The organism is Shewanella chilikensis (assembly GCF_037953065.1).
GTDB lineage: Bacteria > Pseudomonadota > Gammaproteobacteria > Enterobacterales > Shewanellaceae > Shewanella > Shewanella chilikensis.
The window spans coordinates 1,918,708-1,932,426 of record NZ_CP149966.1; the positions used below are offsets into that span (position 1 = coordinate 1,918,708).

Sequence of the window (13,719 nt, forward strand, 5' to 3'; positions counted from 1 at the left end):
CAACAGTTGCAGACAGATAGAATATCCTGGTTGAGTATGATCCCTATGCGTTTGCAGGCCTTGCCCACTTTACACAAGAAGCTGCTGCTCAGCTCTGGGTTATTGGTGGGCGCGGCGTTGCTTTGGCCCGGGACTCACGAAGTCACGCCACAACGTATTCCCTTGCATCTGGATATTGAAGCTCTGCTGCCTCAAGTCGGCACTGAGCCTTCGGTTGTTGAATTGGTCGGCCCGGACTTTGAACGTGTGATCCAAAGTGGTGACACCCTCAGCGTATTGTTCCAAAAGGCAGGTGTCGGCCAGCAGACCATGTACAAGGTGCTGGAAGCCGATTTGGATATTCTGGCGCTCGATACCCTGCAACCGGGTAACAGGATCCGCTTTTGGATCGATGAGCAGGGCAACCTGACCCAGCTTGAACTCTACTTCAACGCCGCACATCAGGTGCTGTTCAAACGTTTCGACGATGGTGGTTATGGGGTTGAAGAGATCAACATCGAAGGCGTCTGGCAAAACCGGATTGTCAGCGGTGAAATCCAGGGGTCTTTCTATCGCTCGGCGCAGCGGGTCGGCCTGAGCGCCGCCGAAATTCAAAAAATTGAGAGCCTGCTGAAGGAAAAGCTTAATTTTGCCCGGGATCTGCGTGCCGGCGACCACTTTTCTGTGCTGATGAATGATCAGTACATAGAAGGAGAGTCGACCGGTGTCAGCCAGGTGCTGGGATTACGCATTCAAAACGGCCGCAATGAAATCACTGCATTTCAGAGTACAGATGGTAACTTCTATGATGAGAAAGGACGTAGCCTGGCGCGGGCCTTCCAGCGGATCCCGCTGGAGAAGCGCTATAGGATCAGCTCATCATTCAATCCCAATCGTCGTCACCCGGTCACAGGGCGGGTTTCTCCCCATAACGGCACCGACTTTGCCGTACCGATAGGCACCAAGGTAGTGGCACCGGGCGACGGTGTGGTGACTCTGGTGACCAATCACAGATACGCCGGGAAATATATAGTGATAGAGCACGGCAACAAATACCGTACCCGATATCTGCATCTGTCCAAACCTTTGGTGCACAAGGGCCAGAGAGTCAGTCGTGGCCAGGTTATTGCGCTTTCCGGTAATACCGGGCGTTCGACCGGACCGCATCTGCATTATGAGTTTCATGTCAATGGGCGGCCGGTGAATGCCATGAAGGCGGATATCCCCATGGCCAGCCAACTCTCCAAAGAGCAGATGCGTGAGTTCAGCCAATTGGTCAGTACCCGCAAGATGATGATGGATCTCGGTTAAATCCGCTTATTGGTTTTGCAGTAGCCAGCGCTTAACGGCGCTGGCTTTTTTATAAGCCAATTTTACCCATCCAGGCCCATTTGTTAGGGTGTGGAGAGAACCTGAGTGCAACAGGAGGAAAAATGAAGTTATGGCATGCACTGGTATTGGTGTTATTGAGCCTGGCGTTGCCGGTTACGGCGGCTGAAGAGCCCCCCAAGCCTTATTCGGAGCAGAGTATTTACGATAAGCCCTTGATGGAGCGCTATGTGCTCGATGAGCTCAAGTCGATACGGCAAGACATGCAGTCGCTGGAAAAACGGGTCACTGTCGATATTACCGACCGGGAGCTGGCGGTTGCCGACAAGTCGATGAACTATGCCAATGTGACTGTGACCTACTTCTTCTATCTTATCGCTGCTGCGGTGTCACTGATCGCTCTGGTAGGTTGGCAGTCACTTAAGGATATTCGCGACAAGACTCAAGAAATGGCCAACGAGAAACTGGAGGCGATTGCCGCCCAATACGAGAAAAAGTTTCAGGAGATGGAGCGTGAGCTGAAACGCAAGAGCCGGATCATTACTGAAAACAACAAGGAAATTGAGCGGATCAACGAGATACACAACCTATGGATCCGTGCTCAACATTCGCAGACGCCGGAGCAGCGAATCGAGATCTACAACGATATTCTCAAAATACGTCCGGGCGATCTCGAGGCCTTAACCTACAAGGCCGATGCCGCCATGGAAATGGGCGAGTATCACTGGGCGATGAGCATCTGTAACCGGGTGTTGGAAGTGGATCCCAAGAACGCCAATGCGCTTTATCAGCGAGCCTGTGCCTTTACCCGCATGGGCTCGGAAGAGCAGGCTATTTCCGATCTGGAATTGGCTGTGGGTTTCAGTGCCTCACTGAGTGAGGCAGCCAAGGAGGAGAAAGACTTTGATTCCTTGCATGGCTACAAACGTTTTGACGATCTGATCAGCGACGACTGACAGTAATGTCGGGCAATTATCTAGTCCTGCGGAAGGGTTAACCTGCCTGCTGTAGCCGCTGTTGATACTTAAGGGCGCAGCGGCACAGTTTGCCCTTGAGTGCCGGGCAGCCGCCGCAGGGGGATTTCTTAAAGGGGCGCAGCGCAAAGCTCATGCTGCCGGTCTGGGGCTTTAGGCTGTGAAGTTGTCCGAGTTCGACAGAAGCTTGATTGGCGGCAATCCAGGTGCCGGCTCGGTTTTGCAGCTCTGCCTTGAGCAGTTTCTTTTGCGGTTTTTTGAGCTTCTTTTGCCGGGAGAGTTCAGTGGGCAGTTGCTGCTCTAATGCGCTAACCAAGTTTTTGCCAAGGCGTTTGCGGCTGGACTTGCCGAGTGCGGGTTGCGTCTTTTTCAACGCCTTCTTGGCCTGCTTATGGCATATCTTGGAAATATGCTTGCTTATCTTGGGCATAAACCACTCCACATCTAATCGGTATCGTCTGCTAAAACAGAAAAGCGCTGTCATATGCCGACCTGGTTAATCGCAGCATTCAATGACGGCCTGAAAAGTCAGAGTAAAAAAGCAAAGTCGATACCTGGAACTGAAAGTGATTTTAAATGAAAACTATTATCAGTCAATAAAAGATTGTTAATAAACAGAACTCTCCTGTGGTTACTTTTATCTTCAATGAGGGTTTGATAGACGGTTGAAACAGATGACCCGGCAAATGCCGGGTCATAGTTATTCTATCTGACGGGTTATTTTACCTGACAGGCTGAATATCAGATGCAACGCTGTTTCAGGTTTACTCTTGGGCGAGAGTCACTTCATTCCTGCAAGAGCGGACCGGAGCCGAAAACCCTAACCTTGAATTCGTTTTAGAAAATCCAGCGCGCCACAAACCGCGGCTACCTGGGCGGCATTGCACTGTTCATCGCTTGCCTGCGGGCTGTCCGGGTAGACTTCTGTGGTGCAGGTGTATGGGGCATTGGTAACCGAGGCACATAGACCAAGCTGCTTGAGCGGATAACGGATAACGCCGTGGTCGACCACAGGAGAGCCGATGATATTGCCGTCTTTGTCGGCCGGAGCGATATGGGTCACTTTGGCGACCGCTTCGATAATGGCTCGTTGGAATTCAGGTTGCGGCATGGCTTCATCATCTACCACATAAAAACCGTCCGGGATCTCACCGGGAGCTATGATTTTGCCATCGCGGGCCGCCAGCGCCGGGCGAAACTCGGTTTCATCCGTATCTGTGGTTTCATGCAGATCGATATGAGCCAGGAAAGGGGCGCCGTGGCTAGCAACCAGAGCCATCAATGCGGCAGACTCTTCTGCCGGGCTGGGTTCAAAGAAGGAACGGTTGGGATCGATAGCCAAAGGATTCCAACGGTTGATGATTTCGTATCCCCAAGGGCTGACACAGGGAACGACCATGAGGTTGAAATCCGCTTGATAACGTTCGGCTTCCTGCTCAAGAAACTGCAGCGCACCTTGAACGCCACTGGTTTCATAACCGTGGATCCCGCCTGTGACCAATACCCAGGGCTTATCTGCCTGTGGCGATTTACTCTGCAGGGCGAGCAGGGGATAACGTTCCGGGTCATAACTTAAGGCGCCGTACCGGCGGCATTCAAAAGCTGTCTTGAGGGCATAGATCTTGTCGAGCACCTGTTCACGGTAGCTGCGTTTGATGTTTTGGGTGGCGCGCCAGGCGGATTTTTCGGCCTCTCCCCAGGGAATACCTGGAGTGCCTATAGGGTATTCTTGACTCATGGATTGCCTCCTTATTTCTTTTCTAAACGTGTATGAATGGCGTATGAATAGCAAAACGCAGCCCATTAGGCTGCGTTTATTCTGGAAGAAAATGTTACTGGGCGTTAAAGGCCTGACCGTTTTCCTGCAGGCTGTCGTCGCCCATCAGATATAGATAAACGGGCATTATCTGCTCTGGCGTCTTGAGATCCAGAGGGTTCTCTGCCGGATAAGCCTTGGCGCGCATGCCGGTGCGGGTTGCTCCCGGATTGATACTGTTGGCGCGCACCTGGGTGCCTTCACATTCATGAGCCAGCACCTGCATCATGCCTTCGGTAGCAAACTTGGAGAAGGCATATGGGCCCCAGTAAGCGCGGCCCTTACGGCCAACACTGCTGGAGGTAAAAATAATTGAGGCGTGCTCGGCCTTGCGCATCACTGGCAACAGTGCCTTGGTCATCATCACTTCGGCCACCACATTGACCTTGAGCAGATCTTCCAGTGACTGAATATCGATATGTTCAAACGGCCCCAAAGCGCCTAACAGGCTGGCATTATGCAGCAGGCCATCGAGCTTGCCGAATTGCTGCTCTATGGTTTCGGCCATGTCGCGGTAGTTTTGTTCGCTGGCGCCCTTGAGATCCAGAGGCACAATCGCTGGAGTCGGGCCACCGGCGGCTTCAATTTCATCGTAAACGGCTTCCAGCTTCTTGACCGTCTTGCCCAGCAGGATCACTGTGGCGCCATGGGCGGCATAGGTTTTGGCTGCGGTTTTACCGATACCGTCGCCTGCGCCGGTTACCAGAATCGTTTTGCCCTTGAGAAGATCTTTTGCTGCTTGATATTCCAACATGGGGAGTTATTTCCTCTTCGCGCTAAAGCCCGCCAATACTCGACTCACTACAGCGGTATACATCTGTTTAAAACAAATGACTGTTCATAGTTACTTTTCGTTGCGGCCAACTGTGACAAAAATGTAGCTAACTCAATATTTTTACGTTAACTTGAGACGAGCTGAGTACAGATTTCAGCTCCTCTGGTCACAGTGTCTGGGGTATTGTGACCAATTTCTTGGGGAAAACAAAATTATTACAACAAGATTTGGGGAAAAAAGATGAAAAGACTCATTTTGGGTGTTGCAATCACATCTGCACTTGGACTGACAGCATGTGGTGAAGACAGCTATAACGAACTTAAGGATAAGACGGAGCCGCTCATCCCTGAGTCCCATTTGGTGTTTGATCCTGCCAAAGCTGAAGTTCCCTTGCCAAACGACCTACTGCTCAACGGCACCACAGACGGTACCTTGAATATTCCCGGAGAAGCCTCCGGTGACTATACCAATCCGCAGCTGGCGCTGGGCGCGCTGGATGGCTGGTCAACCACGCAACCGATAACCATAGATATTGAACCTTCCAAAGATAACAGCGGCAATACCCTGAGCCTGCTGGCATCTTCCGTGGCCCAGCCAGGAGCGGTGAGAATGTTTGAAGCCGTCAGCGGCGGCCCGCTTTCTTCCAAAGCCGAGTGCCAGGCCAAGCCTTCGGTTTCTGCCTGTGAAGTGGGTGAAGAGCTGGTTTGGGGGGAAGACTTCATCACTCAAGCATCCGGCAACAAGATAGTTATTGTGCCACTGAAGCCACTTAAGCCAGCTCAGTCTTATATCTACGCCACCACTAAACTCATTATGGATTCGGCCGCGCGCCCGATAGCGCCTTCCTACACCTATGGCCTGTTGAAACTGGATATCGACACAGCGCCGCTGGAAACTGCCGATCAATTGATGCTGCAAACTCTGGTAAACAGTTATGAGAAGGGCATGGCGGCGGCTCATGGCGTCGACAAGGAAAGCATTACCTATTCAGGCCTGTTTACCACCCAGTCGGTGGCCGATGTTTATGAAACCACCAAGCTGCTGATGCTGCAACCCGGTTCACCCTATGCGCCCAAGTGGCTGCAAACTCCGACTCCAGCCGGCTATACAGTGGCGATGGCAGCTGGGCTCACCCCTGCTGACGGCATAGCCTATGTATTGGCGGATTTGGCCGATGTCTACACAGCGGCCATTGAAGTGCCGGTTTACGGCACTTGTTCATCGGCAAGCTGTGACGGCATTAACGGTTACTGGCAAGCCCAGGGCGACAGCCCGGTATCTGTGTTGCTGGCGTTGCAGGCCGGTACTCTGAGCCAGGAGAACTTTGCCGCCCAGGCGATGGCTTACAATATAGATCCCGCCGCTGCACTGGCCAACCCTTCCTTGTTGGCCGGCAAAGCGTGGAAACTGGATGATGACAGTGCAGTCGATAAGACTAAGCACCTGACCCGTTTTAATCCTATTCCGGCTATTCGCAACTACGAAACTGTGCCTGTGCTGATCTCCATGCCCAACGCCACTAAGCTTGCGGCATTTTATGCCAGCCAGGGCTTGCCTTTCACGCCACCAACCAGTGGCTGGCCTACCTCAATAGCGCTGCATGGTCTTGGTGGCGGCAAAGAGATGTCGCTGGCCTATGCCGGTAGTTATGCCGCTGCCGGTGTAGCTACGCTGGCCATAGATATGCCGCTGCACGGTGCCCGTTCATTCGATGCCAATGGTGACGGCATCTATGAAGTGTCGGCCTCAGGTGCTGCCTATGGCAATGTTATCGGTAAGCCGGATGCCTTCCAAAACGGCAATCCGCTGGTATTTGTCAATATAGAAAGCACGTTGTCGGTACGGGATAACTTCCGTCAGGCGACCATGGATCATCTGGCGCTTAGAGCCGCGATAACAGGGATGTCGGCGCAATTGGCCGAAATGGGCGCGCCTCAGGTGTTTGACAATAGCCAGATAACCGCTCAGGGGCTCAGCCTTGGCGCCATTGTCGGCACTAACTTCGCGACCTATGCCAGCACAGGTTTGAAAGACCCTGCATCCGGCACAGCGTTGCCCAACTACTATGGCATCAAGGGGGCCTCTTTGGTGGCGCCGAGCGGCGGCTTGGCGGGTTCTTTCGCCGGTTCTGCCACCTTTGCACCTTTGTTGTTTGCCAATGTGACGGCTTCCGATACCTTCAAGGCCTTGGTGAATGCGGCCAATAAACAAGGATATCAGCCGGGCTCGGCCGAATATGAAGCTCTGGTTCAGGAGGTATACGCCGAATTTATCCCTACCTTCGCCTTTGCGGTGCAAACCGGGATAGAGTCGGCCGATCCTATCAACCAGACTGCCATGCTCAAGGCCACTGGGTTGCCGGTTCATCTGGTGGAAATCGTCGGTGATGGTGCTGGTAACAAGGGCGATCAGGTTCTGCCCGGTACTGTCGCGGGCTTCCCGCTGTCCGGCACTGAGCCTTTGATTGCGACTCTGGGGCTTAACTGCGTCGATCAGACCAGTGCAGGTGGTGGCGCCGTGCGCTTTGCCAAGGGGCATCACAGCTCGCTCATCGACCCATCTGAAGTTCCGGGCGTGACCGATGGCATGGCAGCCCAGGCGACAGCGGAAATGCAGTCTCAGGTCTCTATTTTTGCTTCTTCTGCCGGTAAAGATGGTGCCAGTATTCTGGTGACAAACCCGTCAGTCTTGCAAAGTTGTGGCGGCTGAAGCGCTATTTAGTACAAGTTTCTCCATGAGCAGACGCAGCACTTGAAGTAGCCAAGTCATGGCAAATGATTTCGAAAAGCACTAAAAAATCCGATGACTTATAGTCATCGGATTTTTTTATGTGTAATTTGACTCTGGTTCAGTATTTAATTCGTATCAGAGAGATAACTTCATCAGTAATCAAAGTATGACTTAAGCTCAGAAATATGATGATCGCACTGACAAACGACATATTTGGGGGAAGACAACCTCAGTCGATAGCCACATAAAGTTTATTCGTATCTTCACATCAACTACTGACAACAGGTTGTCAGTAGCACAGGTGCATACTTGCTGTCGCACTGATAGCCAAGTGTGTAAGGCACTGGAGGATGAGCCTCCCGTGATAATTGAATTAAGATGGAGAAGATAAAATGTCAACAGAAACCCCTTTGGTCTGGAGTGAGATCCCGGTTGCTGATATGGCCCGCGCCAAGCATTTTTATCAAGAGGTTTTGGGACTGTACTGCAGCGAAGATCCTATGCCTGATTGCGAGTATGTCAGTGTCAGCCGTACCAGTAGTGATAGCGCTTGTTTAGGTTTGATCAAACACCCAAAAATGGCACCTTCATTGACGGCCTCAGTGGTTTATCTCAACCTGGGCGACAGGCTGAGTACTACTATAGGTCAGTTGGAAGCACAAGGGGTGCAGATCCTGTTACCGCCTATGGCTATCAAGGAAGGTGAATGTGGTTATTGTGCTCAAATAGCCGATTCCGAAGGCAACCGACTTGGCTTGTGGGCCATGCAGCTGTAAGCTCAGCGCAGTTATCTTTATCGAGACCGATGTTTTGTCGGTCTTGTATGGCGTCAGCCCATTTTGCATCGAAGTTTACTTATTCTGCGAGGATGAAAAGAGGTAGAAGCAAATAGGGCAATGGAAGTTTTGTCTGGCTACAGCGACATAGGCCTGCGCCGGATGCGCGGTTTTTCAATTCGCTCTTCGGTGGCAAATCGAACATTTTTAAGGAATGGTATAAGTCATGCGCCGCGCTGACCGTTTGTTTCAGATAGTGCAGATACTGCGCCATCGCCGTTTGACCACGGCGGCGGTATTGGCCGAGCGCTTGGAAGTGTCGGTCAGAACCATCTATCGGGATATTCAGGATCTCTGTCTCAGCGGGATCCCCATCGAAGGGGAGGCGGGACTGGGCTATCTGCTGCGTCAGGAGGTGAGTGTACCACCCTTGATGTTCAACGAGGCTGAACTGGAAGCGATCCAACTGGGGATCCGTATGGTGCAGACCTGGGGCGGTAATGAACTTGGCAAGGCAGCCAAACAGGCGCTTATCAAGGTAGAAGCCGTGGTGCCGGAGCGTTTACGTGCATTGCAGAGTTTGATGTTTTCACCGGATTTCTACCTTGATCAACAAGATTTTGTCTACCTGGATCCGTTACGTATTGCCGCCAGGCTTCGCCATTTTGTGCTGCTCGACTATCAGGATGTCAAAGGCAGTGCCAGTCAGCGCAAGATAAGGCCGCTGGCGATCTACTTTTGGCGCGGCACCTGGACTTTGCTGGCCTGGTGCGAACTGAGAGAAGATTTTCGCTCCTTTCGGGTGGACCGTATTGTTAATCTGTCACAGCTGCCGCAGCGTTTTCCTATCACCCCGGGGCAAGAGATGGAAGATTTTGTTCGCCGTATGGAAACCGACTATCAAAACCAGGCGTAAAGCCAAGACTACCCCTTATAAATGACGCGGCATTAATATGTTGGCATTATCTTTTTTGACCCCAGTATGCTGGATTCCCACACTTACAAGCCTGCTGGCGCAATAATCCATTCCCGAGAGTTTGCTGAGTCATTGCCGTGAGCTTGTTTATTACCCCAGGGTATTTATCTTTCCGCCCCGGTAAGTCATTTACGCTAATGAGATAGAGCGTAAGCAGGATTTTAGTGAAGCGGTGGCGACTTATCATGAGATGCAAAAAGCCTATGAGGCTTTCGGTGATGAGTTAATTGAAGTTCTCAGATGGTCGGTTGCGAAGAGAGCCGGTTTCATTTTGGCCAAGGTGAGCGAGGGCTGCATATGTTCTCAGCCGTCGCTGTTAGCTTCCTCAGCCATTAAACCAGAGGTTCCGGTTTAATCCCAGGGCCGGCCTACCAAACGCTCAGTTTGAATATTGCCAGTATTACAGCACAGGTCAGCAGTCCAAGACCGCCCAAAACACAAACCACTTTTTCCGGGTAGCGTGAACCCAGTTCGGGAAAGAGGATGGCGCCTAGGCTGAAGCTTGGGATCATCTCGTACAGTAACCCCATTCTCTGGTAGCTTGCCGGTGCAAATGGCGGCAGGTAGAAGTAACAGAGCAGATAAATAGCCAAGGTGGCAATCGCGAGCCATTCATAGCCCTGAAAGGGCTCATCGGCCTTGAGCAGACGGCGCAGCAGGACAATCATAATCGCCGCGATTAAAAGTAGCATGACACTTCCCTGTAAATAAAATGGCCGCCACAAACTAAGGGATCCGAGATGAGCTGACAAGCGCAAAAGAGAAAAAGCGCCGCAGGGGCGACGCTTTTTGAGGCTTATTTACCAGCTCAGGTGGTAATTGATGGCAAAAGTGCGGCCACGGCCGTGATAGTCAAACATCTTCTCTGGGCCGTAAGTCGGGCTGTAGAAGTAAGCGGCTCGCTGGCCCCAAAGGGTGCTGTAGTCCTTGTCCAGCAGGTTTTCGATGCCATAGCTCAGGGTGCCGACCGCCAGTTCGATGGAGCCGAGCAGATCCAAAGTGGTATAGCTGTCTAACTCACTTCTCTGGCCATCATTTGCGTTGAAGCGATAGTCAGAGTCGGCGCTGAAGCTGTGCTCGGCCTGCAATCTTAACTGTTGGCTGTCACCGCGCCAGGCGATAAAGGCCGTGGCCTTGGAAGGTGAAGCATAGGTGACTGTCTCATCAATCCAGTCGGCGCCATTTTTGATTTCACTGCGAACCAGATGCAGGTTGCTGCCCACCTGCCAGGCGCTGCTGATATCGAAGTTCAGCTGGGCTTCCAGGCCATAGGTGCGTTTATCCTTGTCCTTGACTTCTATGGTCAGATCGCTGCGATTGACCTCAATCACCTTATCCGAGATGGCGTAATACAGACTGGCCTGGGCCTGCCAACGGTCGGCCAGATAGCGCCAGCCCAGCTCAAAGGAGTCTGTCTTGATGCCATCGAGGCGGGAATCATTGATATTGATGCTGTTGGTTAGCTGCAGATAATCATCGGCATCGGCCTGATAGCTGCCGCGACCATAGTATTTGGACAGATCCGGCAGCTCAAAGCCTTGCGAGTAGGCGAGCCACAGTTGCTGATCCCGGCTCAGTTTAGCCACCAAGCCCAGGTTAACCAGGCCGACATGGTAGTCTGTGCTGCCGCCCTTGATAGCATCGGCGCCCGGCGCCTTACCCTGGGCAATTGCCACCTGTTGGTTATAGCCGATAAAGTCATCGACGCTGTTGTCCATCTGCTGATAACGATAACCTGCGTTGAGCACCAGATAGTCGTTGATATCCCAACTGCTCTGCAGGAAGGCTGCGATGGACTCGACACTGAAGTCGACATATCGGCCTGTGGTGAATAGTTCCTTCATGGTCAAACCGCCACTCTGGTTGGCGGCGTCGAGATCAAAACTCATCTGATCCGAGTCGAAGCTCTCCTTGTCCCAGTCGATGCCCCAGGTGAGTTTGAGGCTGTCGCTGGGCCTGGATTCCAACACGGCTTTCAGGCCATAAATGCCGGTGTTTTGTGACGAGGCCGAGAAGTTGTAAACCCCGAGGGTTTCACTGACGTAAGGGAAGGGGTGAAAGTCGAGATCTTCCTTGCGGTAAAAGCCTTGCAGGTACAAGGTTTGGCCGAGAAAGTCAGCCTGGGTATAGTTGAGGTTCAGTAAGGTTCGATCGGTTTTGGGGCTGCGATCAGCATTCAACCCCTTGCGGCTTTCGAGCAGGGAAGCATCTGAGGTGACGCCGCTGAAGTTTTCCCCCATATAGAGGCCGTGGTCGCCATCGGACTCATTGTTGTAAAACTGCACCAGGGCACTGAGGGTAGCATCGTTAGGGAGGCTCCAATCCAGGTTGGCCATAAGATCATAACCTTGGGTGTACTGCATGCCGGTTTGGGTGATATCCGGCATCACCTGATTGCCGCTGCCGTCGAACCACTGGCCATTTTCCTGCCAGGCGGCACTGAAACGTCCCTTGAGGGTATCGCTGCCACCGGCCACGGCAAAGGCGGTGCGGTAATCCAAGTCATCACTGCCGTTAAAACCCGATTTGAAACCTGCCTCGGCTTCAAAGGTATCCAGGCTGTCGGCGGCTTTTTTGGTTACTATATTGATAGCGCCGCCCAAAGCACCACCGCCATAGAGGGCTGAGGCGCCGGCCAAGACTTCAATGCGGGCGATGTTAAAGGGATCTATGCTGTCCAGCTGGCGGCTGATCCCTCTGGAGGTGTTCATGGATACGCCGTCTATCAGCACCACCATAGCGCGGCCGCGCATGTTCTGACCAAAGTTGGTCCGGCCCTGGCTGGATACGTCCATGGAGGGAACCAGGGCGGCCAGCATCTCTTTCACGCCTTTGCCGCTGTTTATCTGCTCGCGGATGCTGTTTTCATCGATTAACCAAACTGTGCCGGAGAGCTCGCTTATCTGGGTCGGGGTACGGTTGGCACTGACCACCATACGCTCCATCTGGGCTTCTTCGGCCAAGGTGGCTCCCATCAGCAGCAATTGACTGCAGACAGCAGCGGCAACAAGGCTCATCCGAGCCGTGGATTTGGGCATAACATTCTCCTATAAAACTCAAGGGGTTAAATGAGGCACCAGACAGGGATCCAGCAGGCAAACACCAGGCTGAGCGTCTTCTTGCCGGGTTGGTATCCCAAGGCCAAAGACAGCACCAAGCCAGGTGCCAACAGCAGGATCAACAGTCGGGCATCCAGCCCAAAACTGGCCAATACCAGCATGATTGCCAGCAAGACCAATCCCTCACACCAAAGCAGTTGGTTACAGCGCAACAACAGCGGGGACGTTTCCATATTATTTGGCCTCCAGAATGAAGCTGTATTTTAATTGCAAATAAAAATGGTTCGCAATTGAATTTACAGTGGAGGGGGAAAGTGGGTTACAGGTATTTCAATATTCACATTGATATTGCGGCTGCGATTTTCTGCGTTATCTGACTCAGGCAGGCCCCGGCGTGCCACCAATCAGATGCCTTGAATGCCAGTTGCAGTGCAAGCCTCTCTCTACAAAAGAGAAGGCCACGAGGACTTGTTCGCACCTTACTTAGGTTATTTGTGAATGAGTCTCACGTTAACGTAATTTATCTCATATATATCGCTTTAAACCGCGTACTTGAAAAATCAAACTTTCAGCCGGAATAGTATAAAATGACGCACATAATTTCGGTGCAAGGCAAAGTCAGATATCAATAAGAGCATCTGTCGTGATGAAATGCCTTGCTGTCATAGAAGGAATGTCAGTGCAGCAGAATAATCCTTATCAGGCCTCTTGTCCGGCGCAAATCTGGGTCGATGCCGATGCCTGCCCGGTAGTGATCCGAGAGATGTTAGTGCGGGCGGCGGCGCGTACCGGCATCAATGTCACTTTTGTCGCCAATCAGGCGCTCAGGATCACAGGTGCTGCCAGTGTCAAAACCTTACAAGTTCCCAAGGGGTTTGATGTGGCTGATAACGAAATCGTGCGCCTGTGTCAGGCCGGTGATTTGGTGGTAAGCAATGATATTCCGCTGGCGGCCGAAGTGATAGACAAGGGCGCCAAGGCGCTCAATAGCCGCGGTGAGTTGCTGAATCGCGACAATGTGCGTGCCCGTCTCAATATGCGGGACTTTCTCGATACCCTGCGTGCCAGCGGTATAGATACCGGTGGCAGTCCCAAGTTGAGCCAGGCAGATAGACAGGCCTTTGCCAATGAGCTGGATAAATATCTGCTGCACTGGCAGCGCGCTAAGACGCGTCAGGGGTAAGCCTGCCAAGCCATAGTTCGCTCAGAGAATCAAAAGCCTGGAAATTTGAAACCTCAGCGATTCGAAAGCTGAGTGGCTCGCAAGTTTAGCGGCTATGCAAGATTCAAAGCCGATACAGAATT

12 protein-coding genes are annotated in these 13,719 nt (G+C 52.3%); 6 read left to right on the forward strand and 6 right to left on the reverse strand.

What is annotated here, in order from left to right; genetic code table 11:
- Positions 1-6 precede the first annotated feature (6 nt).
- Both WKR14_RS08800 and WKR14_RS08805 read left to right on the forward strand, forming a co-directional pair.
- A complete protein-coding gene (locus WKR14_RS08800) occupies positions 7-1,290 on the forward strand; it encodes a peptidoglycan DD-metalloendopeptidase family protein (RefSeq protein WP_373296837.1) in 1,284 nt (427 codons plus the stop codon).
- Between the two features lie 122 nt (positions 1,291-1,412).
- Positions 1,413-2,264 (forward strand): tetratricopeptide repeat protein, encoded by an 852-nt coding sequence (locus WKR14_RS08805; RefSeq protein WP_226565769.1) that lies wholly within the window; start codon positions 1,413-1,415, stop codon positions 2,262-2,264.
- A gap of 37 nt (positions 2,265-2,301) precedes the next feature.
- On the opposite strand, the gene WKR14_RS08810 is transcribed toward WKR14_RS08805, so the two are convergent.
- From WKR14_RS08810 to WKR14_RS08820, 3 genes are all read right to left on the reverse strand, one after another.
- Entirely contained in the window at positions 2,302-2,712 is a 411-nt protein-coding gene (locus tag WKR14_RS08810; protein WP_101055811.1) for a hypothetical protein, read from the reverse strand.
- A 390-nt stretch (positions 2,713-3,102) separates the two neighbouring features.
- Entirely contained in the window at positions 3,103-4,020 is a 918-nt protein-coding gene (locus WKR14_RS08815; RefSeq protein WP_339087644.1) for a M14 family metallocarboxypeptidase, read from the reverse strand.
- A 94-nt stretch (positions 4,021-4,114) separates the two neighbouring features.
- On the reverse strand, positions 4,115-4,852 hold the full coding sequence (locus WKR14_RS08820) for a YciK family oxidoreductase (RefSeq protein ID WP_039033424.1): 738 nt from the start codon (positions 4,850-4,852) through the stop codon (positions 4,115-4,117).
- A gap of 261 nt (positions 4,853-5,113) precedes the next feature.
- Here WKR14_RS08820 and WKR14_RS08825 point away from each other — a divergent pair, with 261 nt between their 5' ends.
- From WKR14_RS08825 to WKR14_RS08835, 3 genes are all read left to right on the forward strand, one after another.
- Entirely contained in the window at positions 5,114-7,582 is a 2,469-nt protein-coding gene (locus WKR14_RS08825) for a VolA/Pla-1 family phospholipase (protein WP_339087645.1), read from the forward strand.
- A gap of 413 nt (positions 7,583-7,995) precedes the next feature.
- Positions 7,996-8,379, forward strand: a complete 384-nt coding sequence (locus WKR14_RS08830) for a VOC family protein (protein ID WP_226565772.1) — start codon at positions 7,996-7,998, stop codon at positions 8,377-8,379.
- A gap of 226 nt (positions 8,380-8,605) precedes the next feature.
- Positions 8,606-9,295, forward strand: coding sequence for a helix-turn-helix transcriptional regulator (locus WKR14_RS08835; RefSeq protein ID WP_165564946.1), 690 nt, complete (start codon positions 8,606-8,608; stop codon positions 9,293-9,295).
- 428 nt (positions 9,296-9,723) lie between these two features.
- Here WKR14_RS08835 and WKR14_RS08840 read toward each other — a convergent pair whose 3' ends face one another.
- From WKR14_RS08840 to WKR14_RS08850, 3 genes are all read right to left on the reverse strand, one after another.
- Complete coding sequence (locus WKR14_RS08840) at positions 9,724-10,047, reverse strand: hypothetical protein (RefSeq protein WP_339087646.1); 324 nt, start codon at positions 10,045-10,047, stop codon at positions 9,724-9,726.
- A gap of 108 nt (positions 10,048-10,155) precedes the next feature.
- Positions 10,156-12,393, reverse strand: coding sequence for a TonB-dependent siderophore receptor (locus WKR14_RS08845; protein ID WP_339087647.1), 2,238 nt, complete (start codon positions 12,391-12,393; stop codon positions 10,156-10,158).
- Between the two features lie 26 nt (positions 12,394-12,419).
- Positions 12,420-12,647 (reverse strand): hypothetical protein, encoded by a 228-nt coding sequence (locus WKR14_RS08850; protein ID WP_025010500.1) that lies wholly within the window; start codon positions 12,645-12,647, stop codon positions 12,420-12,422.
- 446 nt (positions 12,648-13,093) lie between these two features.
- On the opposite strand from WKR14_RS08850, the gene WKR14_RS08855 reads away from it, so the two are divergent.
- Positions 13,094-13,597, forward strand: coding sequence for a YaiI/YqxD family protein (locus tag WKR14_RS08855; protein WP_224866902.1), 504 nt, complete (start codon positions 13,094-13,096; stop codon positions 13,595-13,597).
- Positions 13,598-13,719 lie beyond the last annotated feature (122 nt).